This window comes from Ruegeria sp. AE4 (genome assembly GCF_056542185.1).
This window is the reverse complement of sequence record NZ_JBQFZK010000001.1, coordinates 729,120-747,320: the sequence shown is the minus strand read 5'-3', so window position 1 is coordinate 747,320 and position 18,201 is coordinate 729,120. Positions and strand designations below refer to the sequence as shown.

Sequence of the window (18,201 nt, the reverse complement as noted above, 5' to 3'; positions counted from 1 at the left end):
CTTGTTTACCACGATTTCTCAAGCGCGATGAATCCCGAGGTGGTTCGCGATGACGCCAAAAATTTGAGCAAGTAAGCTGGTTTAGGTGTCGGCCCGTTCCGAGGTGCCGAACGAAAACAGGGGCCAACGGCCCCCGTTTGAGTATCCGAATATCAGGGTGGTCAGCCGCGTTTACCAGCGAATTTTGCCTGCCATTCTTCGCGCTGTTCGTCTGTGATCTTGGCGAACAGAACGTCTGGCACGGTAAGGTCGTGACCCGCGGGTAGCGCGTTCAACGCTGCGGCTACGTCTTCCGGCCAGCTGGTATCAAGCGTGTTCATGGCGCTTAGCATCTTGGCCGAGGTATCAGGGATGAACGGCGCGCTGAGCACCGCATAGAACCGGATCAGGTTCAGGCCCAGACGCACCTGCGCAGCGGCCCCTTCGGGGTCTTCTTTGAAGGTTGACCACGGCGCCGCAGCTTGCAGGTATTCATTGCCAGCCACCCAGATGGCCCGCAGTTCCTGAGCCGACTTGCGGACGTCCATTGCTTCCATATGCGCCTCGTAAGCGCGGACGCGTTTGGTGAGTTCATCGATCAGAGCGTTCTCACGCTCGCCAAAGTCACCGCCTTCGGGCACCACCTCACCGAATTTCGAGCGGCAGAACTTGGTGATGCGGCTGACGAAGTTGCCTAGAACATCGGCCAGATCCTTGTTCACGGATTGTTGGAAGTTCTCCCACGTGAACTCGCTGTCGCTGCTTTCTGGCGCATGGCTCAGCAGCCACCACCGCCAGTAGTCAGCTGGCAGAATCTCGAGAGCCTGATCCATAAAAACGCCACGCCCCTGCGAGGTCGAGAACTGGCCGCCGTCGTAATTCAGGTAGTTGAAGGATTTCAGGTGGTCGACCATTTTCCACGGCTCGCCCGATCCCAGAATAGTGGCGGGGAAAGAAAGTGTGTGAAACGGCACGTTGTCCTTACCCATGAACTGGACATAGCGCACATCGTCCGCGCCCTTATCGGTGCGCCACCAGCGTTCCCACTCAGAATCGGGTTTCCCCGTGGAATCCGCCCATTCCTTGGCACAGGCGATGTATTCAATCGGCGCGTCGAACCAGACATAGAAGACCTTGCCTTCCATACCGGGCCAGTCCTGATCGCCTTTCTTGACCGGAACGCCCCAGTCCAGATCGCGGGTGATCCCCCGGTCTTGCAACCCGTCGCCATCATGCAGCCATTTCTTGGCAATGGATGTGGTCAGGATCGGCCAGTCGGTTTTGCTGTCAATCCAGGCATCCAGCTGATCCTTCATTGCCGATTGGCGCAGATAGAGGTGCTTGGTCTCGCGTACTTCCAGATCCGTCGAGCCCGAAATGGCCGAGCGCGGTTCAATCAGGTCGGTTGGATCCAACTGCTTGGTGCAGTTTTCACACTGGTCGCCACGTGCGTTCTCGTATCCGCAATTGGGGCAGGTGCCCTCGATATAGCGGTCCGGAAGAAAGCGACCATCTGCGTTGGAATAGATTTGCTTTTCCGTGACCTCGCGGATCAACCCGGCCTCATCCAGCTTTCCGGCAAAATGTTGGGTCAGCTTTTTATTCTGCTCGCTGGATGAGCGGCCAAAGTGATCAAAGCTCATCCCAAAACGCTTGGCGATGTCAGCCTGAATTTCGTACATGTCCGCGCAATACTCGGCCACCGGCTTTCCAGCTTTGGCAGCGGCCAATTCGGCTGGCGTGCCGTGTTCGTCGGTGGCGCACAGGAACATGACCTCGTTCCCCCGGCCACGCTGGTAGCGTGCATACAAGTCGGCAGGCAGTTGCGAGCCGATCAGATTGCCGAGATGCTTGATCCCATTGATGTAAGGGATCGCCGAGGTGATGAGAATCCGAGCCATATTCCGTTTCCGCATATCTAACTGCGCGTTCGTCTAACCTAAGTCACCGCTCAGCAAAAGCCCGGTTTCGTAGGTGACTGGAATAACTCTGATTTGTAACGCGCGCCTGATAGGGCGACCAAGCCGCCGATGGCCGTTGTAATACGGTCAGATTGTGGTCAGCCAATACGCAGACTCTGCGCAATGCAGGGCTGCGGGTCCGCTATTCATTCCTCGCGGGCGCGTTTCAGCAACCTTCCGACCGTAAAGGATGTACGCGGTGCGTAGACGTAATTGGTTCTCTCCGCGGGTGTTGGACGCGACCGCATCCGGGCCAGGCCGAAACCGATCAGGAATACGTGGCCGACCGCAACAAATGCAAACAGCGCGCTGGGGCCGAAATCCTGGATCAGTGTTGACGTGATATAGGGTGACGCAATAGCCCCCAGCGCGTACCAGAACATCAAGGCGGCAGACAACTCGACCCTTTGTTCGGTTGTCGCAAAATCGTTGGCATGTGCGGATGACACCGAAAAGATTGGGAATGTCGTGAACCCAAAAAGCGCCGCTGCAAGCATGACACCGACGGTTCCCGTGTCGCTTGCCGCCATTGTGACCCCGCAGCTTAGTACCGCCGCGACCGAAAGCCAGATCAAGACCCAGCGCCGGTCGTATTTGTCCGCGAGCCATCCCATCGGATACTGCGCCAGCGCCCCGCCCAGAACGAAAGAGGCGAGGAAGAAGGCGATTTGATCCACTCCCAACCCGACTTCCTGACCGTAGACGGGCCCGACCATTCGGAAAGATGCTGAACTGAGTGCCGAAACAATGACGCCCGCGACGGCCAACGGCGAACTGTGCCATGCCAGTTTCGGGCGCAGGCGGGGGGCGTCGGGCGTCTTCGGCTGACTTGCGCGTGTCAGTGTCAGCGGCAGCAATGAGGCGCAGCAAAGGATCGCCAAGAGGTTATAGGAAACATACGAGGCGGGTGGCAGGACGGCGATGATCAACTGAGCACTCAGCGAGGCACCCATATCGACGATGCGATAGGTGCCCATGGCTCGTCCACGTGTCTCATTGGTCACTTTTGCATTCAGCCACGCTTCGATGACAGTGTAACTACCTGCCACACATGTGCCCGAGGCGATGCGCAACGCCGCCCATACATAAGGATTGTCTGTCAGGGTGTGCCCGATCAACCCCATCGCGCCCAGCGCTGTGCATACGGCAAATGCGCGGGAATGCCCGACACTGCCCATCAGTCGCGGCGCCCACCAGCAACCTATGAAAAAGCCAAGGAAATGCGCTGAACCCAGCATACCGATCTGTTCGGTCGAAAAGCTTAAGGTGATCCCGGAAATGGCATCAAGTGGCCCGACGCCGCCCGTTGAAAGCTGAAGCAGAATGACCGAAAGAAACAGGGCGGCAAATGAAATGATCGTGCGCATGGTTTTCTCAGATAGGCGGCGTCACCGGACAATGCGCGCAACTATTCGACTTTATCCAGTCGTTTTTTGCTTTTTGTCGATTAGGTTGCACGAATGATCTCGGCACGTATGTCCAGTCCGACGTTTTGTCCTACCAGATCGGGATAACCCGAGGCACCGAAATCGTGCCGGTTCAATGTCCCGGTCAAACCTATGGACAGGCGGTTGAGGTCGTTCGCGGCTGTTCCGGGCTGGCGGTATAGGTTGGCATCCAAAGTTATGGGGTGCGTCACATCTCGGATACTCAGTTCCCCCGTGACACGAGCACCATTCGATATGCGCCCATCGGCCCCCAATTGAATGTCAGTCGATACGAATTGAATTGTCGGGTAGGTTTCGGCGCCCAAAACACCGGGGCCGAGCATCGGCATGCGGGCAAAGGGCAAGCGTGTTCTGGCCTTGTTGACATCCAGCACCACCGTGACCCGGCTGTTTTGCAGGCGGTGCATGTCAATCTGTACGTCCGCCTGCCGGATCGGCATTGATCCGGTCTGAGGGATACCTGACAGATCAAAGGTAAAACCAACCACGGTGGCTTTCGTTGACAAAATGTATGGCTGCAACGCGGCTTGCACCGTACGGGCCAAAGGCAGAGCCACCATCCCTGCAAGCACCAAGCGGCGGGTCAGGTGTGTCACGCCATGACCGTGTCCCGTCTGGGGCGGGATCTTTTGATCAACATCAGAACGATGGCAATGTTCAAACCGTTCCAAAGAATTCCGTTGACGAAGGCCAGGTGGTAACTTCCGGTGACATCGTAAATCCAGCCTGACATCCAGCCGCCAAGCGCCATGCCAAGGATGGTCATCATCAAGACGAATCCGACCCGCGCCCCGGCGTCCTGCGGCGGCATGTATTCACGGACAACCAAAGCGTAGCTGGGCACGATGCCACCCTGCGCCAGACCGAACAGCAAGCTGATCACATAAAGTGAGACCATCCCGTCATATGGCAGGAACAGGAACAGGGCGATGCACTGCAAGACTGAGCCGATCAAGAGCGTCATGACGCCGCCCAGACGGTCGGCCAACAGGCCCGAGAGAATACGGCTGGCGACGCCACCTAGCAGCATCAGCGATAGCATTTCGGCCCCCACTGCGGGGCCGTATCCCAGCCCGACGCAATACGACACGATATGGACCTGTGGCATGGACATCGCTACGCAGCATCCAATACCAGCCAGGCCAAGGATGTACTGTAACACGCGTGGTGAAACGCCGACAGTGCGCGCGTTGATCTGGGCTGTGGCCGCGGCTGTGCTGTGTGCTTCGACTGGGACCTGACGACGCAACAGCAAGGACAGGGGGATGACAATCAGCAGCGTCAATAGCGCCAATGTCAGGTAGACCTGTTGCCAGCCATCCCGTAACAGAATGCCGGACAGCAGGGTGGGCCAGATTGCGCCAGAGATATAGTTTCCGCTGGCCACCAATGCGACGGCGAACCCACGCCGCTTCATGAACCAGTGCGAGATATCGGCGATCAAGGGGCCAAACCCGATCGATGTTCCCAGCCCGACCAGCAGATGCGCCGCAGATAGTAGTGTTATATTCGGGGCCAGCGTTGCCAATAGATAGCTGAAGGCGCTTAATACAGCGGCGCCGATCAGGGCGCGTGTCACGCCCAGCCGGTCCACCAGTTGTCCTAGCCACATATTGCCCAGCGCAAATCCGATCATCGTAAGCGTATATGGCATCGAGGCTTCGGCGCGACTGGCGCCGAATTCTGCTTCGACAGTAGGCATGACCACGATGACCGCCCACATCCCTACATTCGCCACAGTTGCGATGGCGAGCGTGATCAGAAGGCGAATCCAGGAATAGCGGCTGTCATGGATCGGATGGCTCATGCGGCGACGCTAGGGTGCGATCCGGAGTTTGGCGAGTCACATCTTGCGTGATCCTTGCGGCTTCACGTCAGAATGTCCTCTGTTTCAATGCGTTTCAGGTGCAGACCGGTGCGGGCAGCAGTCTGAGTGGCCTGCCAGCTGACCGGGGGCAGGGCGCGGGCGCGGCGGCGGGTCAGGGTCCAGTGTCTGGTATCTCCCTGATGGGCGGCGGCCATGTGCCAGCGTGTCTCAACCCCTTGTGCGCCGCCATCACCGGGCGTCAGCAGCAAGCCAAGCGGGGCTTGGCCCATCGTACCGCCTTGTTCTGCGGCCAGATGCATCCGCCGCACCGGCGTCAGCCCCGGCGCGCCGGGCAGGTCGCCTATGATCAGCGGGATGGCCCCGCTGCGCAGCGCCTCTTCAATACACCATAGCAGATCTTCGGCGCGGGTGGGGTGGACGAACAGAAAACGCGCCGGATCAGCAAAAGCCATAATTCCGTCGGGGTTCAGTTGGGCGGGCTCCCACGCGGGGGAAATCCACAGCACGGGACCCTGTGTCTGACCAGCCAGCCAGATGGCAAAGCTGCGCCGGGCGGGGCCGCAAGATTCATGCACGCGACCCGGTTGCAGGGTGATCTGCGAATGGAGATTTATCCCCGGGATCTGACGTGCAGGTTTGGGACCAAGAAGCTGAGCAGACATGCCCGCAAGCTATCATGTTCCACTTTTGTTCTCAAGAGGTGAGGAGCATCAACGGGACAGGATCAGCTTGCCATCCGCAAACTGAATGCTTGAAAAACGGTGCAGATATTCCATCCCCAAAAGCGATTTATCCAGCTCACCCTCGTTGACCCAGGCCGAAACGTTCTGATCCGTAATGGGTCCTATCGTCAGGGTCTCAAGCCGCACCGGCGCGGTACGCACCTCACCGTTTGCAGTCAAGGCGCGGCCGAAATAGTTCAGCTGATCGGGATCAATGCCTGCCCGTTTGGCATCCCGCGCGTTCAACACGATCTGGCTGGCACCGGTGTCGACAAGAAAGGTGATCAGCTCACCATTCACCAGAACCGGAAGGTAATAATGGCCATCATAAGCGCGGGGAACCTCAACCGAGTTACCGGTGACACTCATCTGCGGCGCGGGAGCGACCGAGGAACGAATATCCTCCCACAGACCGACCAGTGCAATGACCCCGACAAAAATGAACACCCATGCCATGACCTGCTGCAACGTCTTGCCAAGCGACTGCCGATTATGCGTGACAAACCACATCAGCAGCGCCGCCCCCAGCAGGGCCAGATAGATCAGGCGTCCAATATCGAAACTGTCCATGCGGTTCCCGGAAATCCCCTTAACCTTGTTAATATGGGGGCTTAAGATGCGAATCCAAAGGCCTTGAGGCCATCAAGAATAAACTGAACAGACAATGCAGCCAGCAGCATCCCAAGAAGCCGGGTCAACACGTTCAGCCCGGTTTTCCCCAAAAGCCGTGCCACGGCCCCTGATGAAAGATACATCACAAAAACCATTGCCAGAACGACCAGCATAACGCCGATGACAACCGCCAGACCCTGAATGCCGGGATGTTGACCGGCCAGCAGGATCATGGTGGCAATCGCACCGGGTCCTGCAATCAGTGGGATGCCCAGCGGAAACACCGACGGGTCCGGATGTTCTTCTTCTTCGGCACTGTTTTCACGACGTTTGGTCCGGCGTTCAAACAGCATGTCGAGCGCGGTCAGAAACAGAAGAACACCTCCCGCAACGCGAAACGCCTCCATCGAGATGCCGACAAAACCCAGCAACGCTTCGCCAAAGGCCGCGAACATGGCCAGAATGCCGCCTGCCGTCAGGCATGCGCGTATCGCGACAGAGCGGCGCGTGTGCCAATCCATGTTCTGGGTCAGGGCCACAAAAATCGGCGTTTGCGCCGGTGGATCAAGAACCACGAAAAGCGTTGTGAACGCAGTGATCAGAAATGCGGTGTCAATCACTCTTTGCTACTCTGTTGCAGATGTTTCAAAATTTTTAGGGCGTCTTCGGCCCGTCCGGAGGGAACATAAACATGATCGTGGTGATAGCCCGCAACCATGTTCGCCGGAATTCCGGCCTGTGCCAACACCCCTGAGACCGCAGCGGTCAGACCCACGCCTTCGAGCGAGGAGTGCACTTGAAGCGTGATACAACGCATAGCAACCGCCTCTTTTGGTGCGCAATGGAACGGAACGATTAAAGACAGACCTTCGGCCTCGACATAACTGGCGCGTGTCCCGTCGGGCCAGTCCATATCTTCGGGCCAGACCACAAATGCGAATTCGTCGGGTTGAATTTCGGGGTGCATTCCCGCGATCATCGCTTTGGTTTCAACAACGGGATCGCTCATACCGTTTCTGCCTGTTCCAGTCGCTCGGCAGCGGCGATCCAAAGCGCTTCTGCTTTTTGCATGGCCTCGACCACCTCGGCGAATTTGCGGTTCCAGGTTTCCAGATCGTTGATCTTGTCGTCCTCGTATAAAGCCGGGTCGGCCAGTTTTGCCGCGAGCTTGTCGTGCATCTCTGTCAGTTTCTCGACCCGGTCCTCGCATTTGCGCAGGTCCGCCCGCAGTGCCAGCATGGTATCGCGCGAGGTACGTTTGGGCTTCTCTGTTTGCGGCTTTTCTTTCACCGGCTTGTCACGCGCCAGCAAAAGGGCCCGGTAGGATTCAAGGTCACCGTCATAAGATTTGACCGTACCGTCCGAGACCAGCCACAACCGATCGGCAACAAGCGACAGAAGGTGCATGTCGTGGCTGACCAGCACGACAGCGCCGGAATAGGCGGTCAGTGCTTCGACCAGCGCCTCACGGCTTTCGATATCCAGATGGTTCGTCGGTTCATCGAGGATCAGCATATGCGGTGCGTCGATGGTGGCCAGCAGCAGCGACAGGCGTGCTTTTTGCCCACCCGACAGGCGGCCAACCTCGGTTTCCGCCTGTGCTGCGTTCAGGCCGAACCCCGCCAAACGCGAGCGCCACTTGCCCGGCGCCTCGTCCGGGCGCAGGCGGCGCAGGTGGTCCAGTGGCGTTTCGTTCACATAAAGCTCGTCCACCTGATGCTGAGCGAAATACCCGATGCGCAGCTTGTTGCTGCGGGTCATCTTGCCTGCCATCAGGGGCAGGCGGTCTGACAGCAGTTTGGACAGGGTCGATTTACCCTGACCGTTCTTGCCCAGCAGCGCGATGCGGTCATCCTGATCGATGCGCAGGTTCAGGCGGCGCAGTACTTCGGTTTCGCCATAACCCGTCACACCGCCTTCAATCTGGATGATCGGTGGCGACAGTTCCTCGGGCTCGGGGAAGGAAAACGCACGCAGCGCGGCCTCTTGCGGGGTTGAGACCAACTGGATGCGTTCAATCATCTTCAGGCGCGATTGGGCCTGTACGGCTTTTGACGCCTTGTAGCGGAAGCGATCCACAAAGCTTTGCAGGTGTGCGATGCGGGCCTTGGCCTTTGCATTCTCGGATTCCGCCTGCGCTAGACGTTCCGCCCGCCGTTCGGCGAATTTGTCATAAGGCACGGCGTAATAGGTGAGTTTGCGATCCTCCAGATGCAGGATCGACCCTACGGCGCGGTTCAGCAAGCCCCGGTCATGGCTGATGATTATGACCGTGTGCGGATATTTCGCCAGATAGCTTTCCAGCCACAGCGCGCCTTCGAGGTCCAGATAGTTGGTCGGTTCGTCCAACAGCAACAAATCCGGCTGCGAGAACAAAACCGCCGCCAAGGCCACTCGCATCCGCCAACCGCCCGAGAAATCCGAGCAGGGGCGCAACTGGTCTGCGTCGTCAAACCCCAACCCCTTGAGGATCGAGGCCGCGCGGGCCTCGGCCGACCAGGCGTCGATATCGGCCAGCCGCGTCTGGATTTCGGCAATTCGCGTGGGATCTGTTGCGTTGCCAGCCTCGGCCATCAGGGCGCTGCGTTCGGTATCAGCGGCCAGAACAGTGTCGATCAGCGAAACGTTGGACGAGGGGACCTCTTGCGCGACCCCGCCAATGCGGGCGCGCTTGGGGACCGAAATATTGCCCGATTCCAGCGCCAGTTCCCCGCGGATCAGGCGAAAAAGCGTGGTCTTTCCCGTGCCATTCCGGCCCACAAGGCCAACCTTGTGACCGTCTGGTATGGTTGCGCTGGCGCCATCAAACAATGGGCGGCCTTCAACGGCATAGGTGATGTCTTCGATCCGTAACATGGAGCGCTCTTAGCAGAGGTGTGATGCCGCCGCCAGCGGCTTGGCATTTTCAAGTGTCAAGCAATGTGTTAGCGCTGTCTCGTTTGCTTTTTGAAACGGGTTTCCACATGCGCGCGGCCCGGACGCCTCCATCCCTGATCACGTTGATCTTTGCTACGGCGCTGTCTGTACTGACGCTCAACATGTTCCTGCCGTCGCTGGCACATATGAGTGAAGATTTCGCTGTGGATTACGGTCTGATGAACCTGTCGGTCGCGGGGTATCTGGCGGTTTCGGCAGTATTGCAACTGATTATGGGCCCTTTATCGGATCGCTTTGGTCGCAGACCTATCCTTTTGATTTGTATATCAATATTTGTCCTTGCGTCGATCGGATGCACATTGGCTGAATCGATCTGGGTTTTTCTTGGCTTCCGTCTGCTTCAGGCTGCTGTTGTCGCGGGCTCGGTCCTGTCCAGCGCGTCGATCAGAGACCGTTACGCACCGAATGAGGCGGCAAGCAAACTCGGTTACGTCGCGATGGCCATGGCTTTGGCCCCGATGCTTGGGCCGATGTTGGGTGGGGCGCTGGATATGCTTTTCGGTTGGCGCTCGGGGTTTGTCCTGTACTCGTTGCTTGGGGCAGGGTTGCTGGTGCTGCTTTGGTTCGACATGGGCGAGACCAACACCAACCGCTCGTCCACATTTGGTGCCCAACTGCGCGAGTATCCACACCTGTTCCGTGCCCGCAGGTTCTGGGGTTATGCCCTATGCGCTGCGTTTTCGATTGGGGGGTTCTACAGCTTTATCACCGGTGCGCCGCTGGTTGCCGCAGCGTGGTTCGACCTGAGCCCCGCAACGCTTGGGCTGGGGATTGGCATCATCACCGGCGGGTTCATGGTTGGCAATTTTGTCACCGGTCGGATTGCGGCCCGGACGCGGCTGACGACGATGATCTTGTCGGGGCGGATCGTGGCCTCGACCGGGCCGTTTTGCGGATTGTTGCTGTTCCTCGCTGATCTGGGATCGGTCTGGGTCTTCTTCGGCTCGGCAATCTGTGTCGGCTTTGGCAACGGTTTGACCAATGCCAATGCCGCGGCCGGTGTCATGTCGGTACGCCCCGGACTGGCAGGAAGCGCGGCAGGGCTGTCGGGGGCAATGATCGTGGCTTTGGGCGCTGTTCTGACCTCAATGACCGGCGCGTTCGTCAGCCCCGAAAACGGGCCGTATCTGGTACTGGGCATGATGTGGGCCTGTAGCTTTGCCGGCTTGATGGCGGTGCTTTACGTCCGTCGACTGGACCGCGTCGACCCTTTGCCGGACACAATCTGAACTGCAAAGCCACCGGCAAAGCATCATTACACTTTTCATGGACCAAAGACCGTGATACCCGGCGCGCGATGGATTTCGGCGCGGGTCCCGCGTCACATTATAAGGAGAGGCCGACATGGCACTGGAACGCACATTCTCGATCATCAAACCCGATGCAACCCGCCGCAACCTGACCGGCAAGATCAACGCCAAGTTCGAAGAAGCTGGCCTGCGCATTGTGGCGCAGAAACGCATTCACATGACCAAAGCTCAGGCTGGCAAATTCTATGACGTTCATGCCGAGCGTCCGTTCTATGACGAACTGTGCGAATTCATGTCGTCGGCTCCGGTTGTTGTTCAGGTTCTGGAAGGCGAAGGCGCCATTGCAAAGAACCGTGAAGTCATGGGCGCAACAAACCCTGCAGACGCAGCACCCGGCACCATCCGCGCCGAGTTTGCGGAATCGGTCGGTGAAAACTCGGTCCACGGTTCGGACGCTCCGGAAACCGCAGCGGTTGAAATCGCATATTTCTTCTCGGGTATTGAGCTGGTCGGCTAAGCCACAGCCATTGCTGACAAATAGGGGCCGCATCCTTGGTTGGGTGCGGCTTTATTCGTTCAGACCTGCTTTAGGTCCTTTGGTGCAACACGAACCCCGATGGCGTCCAGATCTGCAATCATCTGGTTTTCCGGAGCCGCCGCGTTACCGGCTTTGATTGCGTCGAACCTTTCGCGCAGGGCTTTTTTCTCGTCGCCCTTGCAGTCGTTCCACGGCCGGCCCTGCAATCCCATCACCAGAACGTAATATCCGATGAAATGCGCCCTGGTGCCGGCGCGCAACAGGCGAGCATAGACTTCGTCCGGCCCCAGTTCACGCAGCGCCTCGGCCGAATGAATACCAGCACGGGCGCAGGCCTGTTCAAAGGCGGGGCCAAGGTTTCGGATTGAAGATACTGGTTCGCTCATAGCGGTGTCTTACTTCGGCGCCCGGGGCCTGTCACCCCGTGAATACACTCGGTCGCAGTCATAATGCCTTGATGTCCTTTCGGGTTCCGCCGAGACTGAACAAGAAAACCCAGAATGGCGTTGGGGCAGCCCACCAAACAAAGGGGCGGGCGCGCAAATGACCGTTGAGAAACCTGTAAAGGGGTTTCTGAGTTTGAACTGGAAAGGCCTATCATGACCAGATCGTCAGGCGATCAGTTCATTTTCCCAGCGAAGATTGACGAAACGGCACTGGCACATGCCATTGCCGGGTTTTCCCCAAAAGCTTCACCCGATAGTTCCGTCGCAGCTTTCGCATTGCTCGATTGTCACGATCAGTCATTGCGCGCCTCCGGTCGTGCTTTGATCCATACTGGCGGGATGTTGCACCTGCTGCGGAAGGATCATGGCCCTTTGTCTCAGCAATACTCGGGGTATCTGCGGTTTGCGCGGGACTTGCCAGAAGGGCCGGTTCAGAAGGCGCTGAACGACTTTCCTGAACTGCGGGCGCTGACGCAGATCGGTGTTGGGGAGATCAAGGTTCAGACCTTTGCCGTACTAGATGATCTGCAAAAGACAAAAGTCAGGGGAACTTTAACGTACATGTCGACGCCATCAGGGCAGGCGACTATTGTACGAATTCAGAAGTTGCGCGGGTACAAGAAGGCTTATCAGTCGGTCTGTTCCTCTATCGCCAGCATTACGGGCGGTGTTCATGATATTGAAACGCTCTATTCCAGCCTGGTTCCAGACATGGTTCCCTATCAGGCCAAGCCTGAATTGAAGATTGGTCAAGCAGAACCTTCCTGCGAAGTCGCTGCAAAAATCATTCAAACACATCTGCGGGTTGCGCGGCAAAACGAAGAGGGCGTGATCGCTGATATCGACACTGAGTTTTTGCACGATTACCGGGTATCGTTGCGCAAGATCAGGTCAGTGATCAGCCTGTTCAAGAGTGTGTTGTCCGTAGCCCAGACGGCCGAGCTGAAGCGGGTCTTTTCCGACCTCATGACCCGTACTGGACCTCTGCGTGATTTGGATGTCTACCTTCTGGAAAAAGACAAGTATTTCAATCTTATCCCGCCGAATCTTCACTCAGGACTGTCCGAGATGTTTGATCAGTTTCAAACGGAACGTACACAAGAGCAACTGCGCCTGTCACGCTGGTTGCGCAGCGCCGACTACACAACGTCCATGACCGACCTGACCGCAATGTTCGCAGGTTCAGATCACTTGGACCTTGGGCCAAACGCGCATCTCGGTGCGTATGACTATGCCTGCGCGCTGATCTGGAAGCGCTATCGCAAGGTGTGCAAACTGGCGCGCGGCATAAGCGACGATAAACCAGACAGGAAGGTGCATGACCTTCGTATCGAATGCAAAAAGCTAAGATATCTGATGGAATTGTTTGCCCCACTATTCGACGGGAATGGATTTAGAGTGATCCTTAAGCCATTGAAAAAACTTCAGGATAGTCTTGGTTTGTTCAACGACTATTCTGTTCAGCAAGATGCGTTGTTGACCTTTGTTGCGTCTCGCGCCGATACGCAAGGCCGCGTGGACGCGCAGATCGGTTTGTCCGTGGGCGGCCTAATCGCTGTGCTTGATCAACACCAAAAGACGGAAAGAAAGCGCGTTGTCGCAAGTTTCCATCAGTTTGACGGGCAAGAAATCCGGCACATGTTCCGCAGTCTGTTTCACCACAAAAAGGAGTAAGGAATGAAGATCATTGCCTTTTACAGCAGTAAGGGCGGTGTTGGACAAACCGCGACTTCCGTGAACCTTGCCTATGTCTGTGTGCAAACCGGACGGCAGGTTTTGCTGTGCGATCTCGATTCTGGGGGTGCGTCTGGGGTCTATTCTCGAGCCGCCGATGAAATCCTTGTTCCTGCCATTCCCACAACCCTGTTCGAGCGGTTATTTGGTCAACTGGTTAGCATTTTCGACAAACACAATATGCATCAGAAAAGCTGCGGGCGTTCTTTTCAATGGCGCAGCATCGGGCCTTTGCCAATACTTACGCAGGTCGCGGCGCGGCTGGCAAGCATACCGGGCGGCGTTCGATGAGCTGGAAGAAAGAGTGGGGGCGCTCCGATGAGCACAGAAATTGAGCGCAAGTTTCTGGTGGCAAATTTACCGGACTTGAGCCGCGCAGAAAAAGCAATGGTGCGTCAGGGTTATCTTACCTCTCCGGATGATTCGACCGAATTGCGTCTGCGGCAAAGGAACGATGTGTTTTTCCTGACCTTGAAAAGGGGAGGTGATCTTGTCCGTGTTGAGCGTGAGACAGAGATAACCCGAGACCAGTTCGAAACTTTCTGGCCGGAAACCCAAGGACGCCGGGTCGAGAAGGTACGTTACACGGATCAAATGCCGGACGGCCACCAGTTCGAGCTGGATATTTTCTCAGGCGGCCTGGAACCCCTGCGTTTGGTTGAGGTTGAATTCCATACCAGTGAAGCCGCAAATGCTTATGTCCCACCGGATTGGTTCGGTGCGGAAGTCACAGGCGATAAACGGTATAAAAACACGATATTGGCGGTAAACGGACTGCCGGATTAACTCTGAATTGCCAGATTGATCGTGGTTTCCAGACCCGGGTCGCAGTTTCGGGCTGCGAATGTTCCGCCATGCATATGGGAAATCGCGGCAACCAGTGCGAGCCCCAATCCCGCGTTGCGTTCCGTCCGCGCCGGATCAAGCGTGACGAAGGGAAGCTGAAGGCGATCCAACTCTCCGGGCGGAACACCCGGACCACGGTCCCGAACCCGCAATTGGGCAAATCCGCCTTGGGTACCGATTGAGATCGTGATTGCGGTATCTGCCGGTGCATAGCGCATAGCGTTTTCCAGCAGATTGGAAAGAGCCTGCGAGAGGAGGGGCCGGTGCCCCTGAATAGCTGGGGCAGAGCCCGTAACCTCAAGACGGATGTCCTGATCCGCAGCCACCGGATCGTAAAGCTCTACGACATCGCCAACCAGTTGCTGCAAGTCAATGTCTTCGAATTGCTCGCGACCCAGACCAGCCTCGGCCCGCGAAATTTCGGTAAGCTGCCCCAAGACCCGCAAAACATGGTCGATTTCTCCCGTTGCCCGCGCAATGTCGATTTCGCGGTCCAGATCGCTTTTGCCGGGCTCGGAAAGGGATTCGACCCGTTGACGAAGGCGGGACAAAGGAGAGCGCAAATCATGTGCGATAGAGTTTGAGGTGGTGCGCAGATTACTGACCAGCTCTTCGATCCTGTCGAGCATGTTGTTCAGCGTTCCAGAGACCTGATCGAACTCGTCCCCGGTTCCGCGCAGGGGCATCCTTTTGGAAAGATCGCCGGAAACGATGTTTTCGGCTGTGCTTGCAATGTCCGACAGGCGTGAAAACACCAGGCGTGTGAACAGCCAGCCGGTGATCACGCTCAGAACAAATGCTATCCCTAGCGCCAGTGCCAGAGATCGGAACAATACACGGTCGAATTGTTGACGGGCCGCCGCATCCCGTCCCACCAGAAGGCGTTCGCCACCGGGCAGGCGGATCGATGCCGCCGAGATAGGCACCAGTTGGTCATTGTCAGCCCTGCGCAGCTCAAGGTCGACCCAACCGCTTCCGGCGGTCACATTGACCGGCCATGTTTTCAGGTTACCCACAAGCTTGACGCCTTGCCGATCCGCCAGAAGATACAGCGCGTCTCGGTCGGGCGCGCTTGGAAGACGGCGTTCGATCGCTGTGATCAGCCCGATCAGACCGCGCCGTTCATATTCATCTGCAAGCCCGGTCAGTTCGGCGGACACGACTGATCGGGTCTCGGATTCGATGCTTCTGTTGGCCGTCACATAGACCAGTGCCAGCACGGACGCGGTCAGGAACGTGCTTAGCACCATGCTGGTGGCGACAAGTCTTGTTCGTGAATTATTAAGGGAAAGCCGAAGGTTATCCATCGGACATCATGTAACCTGCTCCGCGAACAGTTTCAATCAAAGGTGTGTCTCCGCCTTCATCCAACTGGCGGCGCAGCTTTGAGATGTGAACATCCACAACGTTGGTGTTCGGGTCGAAATGATAATCCCAGACGCCCTCAAGCAGCATGGTACGCGACACGACACGGTTCTTGCGGCGCAGAAAGAATTCAAGGATCTGGAATTCACGGGGCGTCAGCGTGATCTCATGGCCGTCCCGCGTAACCTTGCGGGTCAGAAGATCCATTTCAAGATCCTTGCAGGTCAGAGTCGGCGTTTCCTCGGATTCCTGCGGACGTCGCAACAGGGCTTCGATCCGTGCATGAAGTTCCTGAAACGAGAAGGGCTTGACCAGATAATCGTCGGCGCCTGATCGCAATCCTTTGACGCGCTCGTCCACTGCACTCATGGCCGTCAACATCAAGACCGGTGTTTTCAGCCCTGCTGCACGCAGGGATTTGATCAGGGACAGCCCGTCCAGACCGGGAAGCATCCTGTCCAGCACAATGGCGTCAAACCCGCCATCCGTTGCGTGGTACAATCCCTCGCGGCCATCAGCAGCCGTTTCGACAACATAGCCTTCTTCGCCAAACCCTTTGGCAATGAAATCCCTGGTGTCAGCGTCATCTTCGACGATCAACAGACGGCGGCTCATGATCTGGCTCCTTTTCCCTTGGGATTTAAACACATTATCCAAACAAAGCCCATGGAATGCAGAATATCTTGCCGGGTGCTGGGCACGCACCCGGCAAGCCCGACGGACAGCGGACAACTCAGGTCCGCCGGGTGAGGCGCGCGCCGGATCTCCCCATCAAGCGACGCGCGCATAGTGTTGGTCAGACCAATTCGACGGCAACGAAGATTTGGCTGCCGGCCCGATTGATCAATACCAGTGCCGGGTCCGTCTTTTCGCTGTCCAGTGCCGCCTTCAGCGCTTCGGGTGTGAACGTGTCTTGGTTGCCCAGTTTGACGATCACGTCACCACGTTGCAGACCCGCCCGAGCCGCAGGGCTGTCCGGTTGCAGGTCTGTGACGACCACACCTTCGACGGCTTTAGCGATACCTGCCTCGGCCCGCACCGTTTCGGTCAGGGGGGCCACGGTGACACCAAGCGACGTGCCTGCCGCCTCGGATTCGACAGGGGTGTCGGACTGGGCCGCCGCTACCTGATGCTGGCCAACGGTCAAAGTGACCGTTTCCTGTTTGCCATCGCGCAGAATGGTCAAATTACTGGCGGTGCCGACCTTGGTTGTGCCCACCAGAATGGGCAGGTCACCACTGGAGTCTACGGCTTCGCCGTTGAAGGACAGGATAACATCGCCTTGCTCCAGAACGCCATCTGCAGGGCTGTCGGCGACAACATCTGCCACCAGTGCACCCGAGGAGGCATCAATTCCCAGTGCCGCCGCAAGCTGCGGGCTGATATTCTGGATAGATACACCCAGCCACCCACGGCTGACCTGCCCGTCATCCTGCAGATCGGCTGCAATATGTTCAACGATGTTCGACGTTACGGCAAATCCCAGTCCGACAGATCCGCCACTGGGGGAATATATGGCCGAGTTCACGCCAATCACTTCGCCGTCCATGTTGAAAAGCGGGCCACCAGAGTTGCCCTTGTTGATGGCGGCGTCCGTTTGAATGAACTCGGCATAAGGCCCGTCCGAGATATTGCGCCCTTTGGCCGATACAATGCCGGTAGTAACTGTCGAGCTCAAACCAAACGGGTTGCCGATCGCTACGACATCTTCGCCTACGCGGATTGCATCGCTGTCACCCAGTTCGACAGCTTGCAGGCCCGGGCCTGCATCAATCTTCAACACTGCGATGTCTGTCAGCGGGTCGGTGCCAACCACCTCGGCCTCAAATGTCCGGTCATCACTTAGGCGAACGGTTACAGTCGCGGCATTGTCCACCACATGGTGATTGGTGACGATATAACCGGCTTCATCCAGTACAAACCCTGACCCGAGCCCTTGTGCCGGCCCGCGTTGAGGCATGTTGAACCCTTCAGGCCCACCAAAGCGCTTGAAGAATTCCCCAAACGGATGACCGTCGAAATCAAAATTCTGCCCCTGTGCGGGGCTTGAGGCGGCCTTTTGTTCGGCAATGATGGTTACAACCGAAGGGGAAACGGATTCGACAAGATCGGCAAGCGCCTCATCCGCCATCGAAGGTAAAGCGGTTGTGGCCAGCATGGCTGCGCCCAATGCGCTGACCCCCATCCAGTTGGATGTGCGGGGAAGTAAAAGCGAAGATTTTCGGATGCTCATTTCTGTCTCCTGGTTTGATCACGCAATTTCCGTTGCGCGTTGAGACATGAGATGCACTGGCAGGATTGGGGTTTCCTGACTGATCAATTAATAAATCTTAATTTTGCCACAAAGCGGGTGTTTTGTGGCGAAGGACGTTGATCAGGATTCGCTGATTTAACCGGGTAGGTCGAAGGCGAATCGGAGGATTGTTGCCAAAACAGACGTCAAACTTTCAAAAAAGTTGAATTTTCATTGTTTTGTTGACAATGCTTTCACTGAACAGTGGGGAAAAATGCTGCTCTTCCAATGGTTGTGGGCGA

At 57.2% G+C, this 18,201-nt stretch carries 18 protein-coding genes; 5 read left to right on the top strand and 13 right to left on the bottom strand.

Translation table 11 applies throughout. The features are described 5' to 3' along the window. Positions 1–161: 161 nt before the first annotated feature. The 9 genes from metG to ACR0EK_RS03720 form a co-directional block, all read right to left on the bottom strand. The gene (gene metG / locus ACR0EK_RS03760; protein ID WP_480565091.1) at positions 162–1,880 is read right to left on the bottom strand and encodes a methionine--tRNA ligase; all 1,719 of its coding nucleotides are present in this window, start codon (positions 1,878–1,880) and stop codon (positions 162–164) included. A 206-nt stretch (positions 1,881–2,086) separates the two neighbouring features. Then, positions 2,087–3,307, bottom strand: a complete 1,221-nt coding sequence (locus ACR0EK_RS03755) for an MFS transporter (protein ID WP_480485858.1) — start codon at positions 3,305–3,307, stop codon at positions 2,087–2,089. 80 nt (positions 3,308–3,387) lie between these two features. Further along, positions 3,388–3,984 (bottom strand): YceI family protein, encoded by a 597-nt coding sequence (locus ACR0EK_RS03750; RefSeq protein WP_480558583.1) that lies wholly within the window; start codon positions 3,982–3,984, stop codon positions 3,388–3,390. Beyond that, positions 3,981–5,195 (bottom strand): MFS transporter, encoded by a 1,215-nt coding sequence (locus tag ACR0EK_RS03745; RefSeq protein WP_480565088.1) that lies wholly within the window; start codon positions 5,193–5,195, stop codon positions 3,981–3,983. The genes ACR0EK_RS03750 and ACR0EK_RS03745 overlap by 4 nt, the downstream gene beginning before the upstream one ends. A gap of 62 nt (positions 5,196–5,257) precedes the next feature. Next, entirely contained in the window at positions 5,258–5,878 is a 621-nt protein-coding gene (locus ACR0EK_RS03740) for an ImuA family protein (RefSeq protein ID WP_480565084.1), read from the bottom strand. Positions 5,879–5,926: 48 nt separating this feature from the next. Continuing rightward, on the bottom strand, positions 5,927–6,508 hold the full coding sequence (locus tag ACR0EK_RS03735) for a retropepsin-like aspartic protease family protein (RefSeq protein WP_267364159.1): 582 nt from the start codon (positions 6,506–6,508) through the stop codon (positions 5,927–5,929). Between the two features lie 41 nt (positions 6,509–6,549). After that, positions 6,550–7,170: a MarC family protein gene (locus ACR0EK_RS03730; protein ID WP_209504138.1), complete on the bottom strand. Its 621-nt coding sequence runs from the start codon at positions 7,168–7,170 to the stop codon at positions 6,550–6,552. Beyond that, positions 7,167–7,559 carry an ACT domain-containing protein gene (locus ACR0EK_RS03725; protein WP_480565080.1) on the bottom strand — a complete coding sequence of 131 codons (393 nt, stop codon included), beginning with the start codon at positions 7,557–7,559 and terminating at the stop codon, positions 7,167–7,169. The genes ACR0EK_RS03730 and ACR0EK_RS03725 overlap by 4 nt, the downstream gene beginning before the upstream one ends. After that, positions 7,556–9,406, bottom strand: coding sequence for an ABC-F family ATP-binding cassette domain-containing protein (locus ACR0EK_RS03720; RefSeq protein ID WP_480565077.1), 1,851 nt, complete (start codon positions 9,404–9,406; stop codon positions 7,556–7,558). Before ACR0EK_RS03720 ends, ACR0EK_RS03725 begins: the two co-directional genes overlap by 4 nt. Positions 9,407–9,513: 107 nt before the next feature. Between ACR0EK_RS03720 and ACR0EK_RS03715 the strand changes: the two genes are divergently transcribed. Together ACR0EK_RS03715 and ndk are read left to right on the top strand one after the other, a co-directional pair. Continuing rightward, positions 9,514–10,716, top strand: a complete 1,203-nt coding sequence (locus tag ACR0EK_RS03715) for a multidrug effflux MFS transporter (protein ID WP_480565074.1) — start codon at positions 9,514–9,516, stop codon at positions 10,714–10,716. 115 nt (positions 10,717–10,831) lie between these two features. After that, entirely contained in the window at positions 10,832–11,254 is a 423-nt protein-coding gene (gene ndk / locus ACR0EK_RS03710) for a nucleoside-diphosphate kinase (RefSeq protein ID WP_008757405.1), read from the top strand. Positions 11,255–11,313: 59 nt separating this feature from the next. Here the strand turns inward: ndk and ACR0EK_RS03705 are convergent, their stop codons facing one another. Continuing rightward, complete coding sequence (locus ACR0EK_RS03705) at positions 11,314–11,661, bottom strand: TfoX/Sxy family protein (RefSeq protein WP_480565071.1); 348 nt, start codon at positions 11,659–11,661, stop codon at positions 11,314–11,316. Between the two features lie 213 nt (positions 11,662–11,874). On the opposite strand from ACR0EK_RS03705, the gene ACR0EK_RS03700 reads away from it, so the two are divergent. Genes ACR0EK_RS03700 through ACR0EK_RS03690 form a run of 3 tightly spaced genes read left to right on the top strand, consistent with a single transcriptional unit; the run spans position 11,875 to position 14,241 of the window. Then, positions 11,875–13,395, top strand: coding sequence for a CHAD domain-containing protein (locus ACR0EK_RS03700; RefSeq protein ID WP_480565068.1), 1,521 nt, complete (start codon positions 11,875–11,877; stop codon positions 13,393–13,395). A 3-nt stretch (positions 13,396–13,398) separates the two neighbouring features. Then, positions 13,399–13,746 (top strand): AAA family ATPase, encoded by a 348-nt coding sequence (locus ACR0EK_RS03695; RefSeq protein ID WP_480565065.1) that lies wholly within the window; start codon positions 13,399–13,401, stop codon positions 13,744–13,746. Between the two features lie 27 nt (positions 13,747–13,773). Continuing rightward, positions 13,774–14,241, top strand: a complete 468-nt coding sequence (locus tag ACR0EK_RS03690) for a CYTH domain-containing protein (RefSeq protein ID WP_480565062.1) — start codon at positions 13,774–13,776, stop codon at positions 14,239–14,241. On the opposite strand, the gene ACR0EK_RS03685 is transcribed toward ACR0EK_RS03690, so the two are convergent. From ACR0EK_RS03685 to ACR0EK_RS03675, 3 genes are all read right to left on the bottom strand, one after another. After that, positions 14,238–15,608: a sensor histidine kinase gene (locus ACR0EK_RS03685; protein WP_480565059.1), complete on the bottom strand. Its 1,371-nt coding sequence runs from the start codon at positions 15,606–15,608 to the stop codon at positions 14,238–14,240. The genes ACR0EK_RS03690 and ACR0EK_RS03685 overlap by 4 nt on opposite strands. Beyond that, positions 15,601–16,281 (bottom strand): response regulator transcription factor, encoded by a 681-nt coding sequence (locus ACR0EK_RS03680; RefSeq protein WP_267366336.1) that lies wholly within the window; start codon positions 16,279–16,281, stop codon positions 15,601–15,603. Before ACR0EK_RS03680 ends, ACR0EK_RS03685 begins: the two co-directional genes overlap by 8 nt. A gap of 181 nt (positions 16,282–16,462) precedes the next feature. Next, complete coding sequence (locus tag ACR0EK_RS03675; protein ID WP_480565055.1) at positions 16,463–17,899, bottom strand: DegQ family serine endoprotease; 1,437 nt, start codon at positions 17,897–17,899, stop codon at positions 16,463–16,465. Between the last annotated feature and the right edge of the window lie 302 nt (positions 17,900–18,201).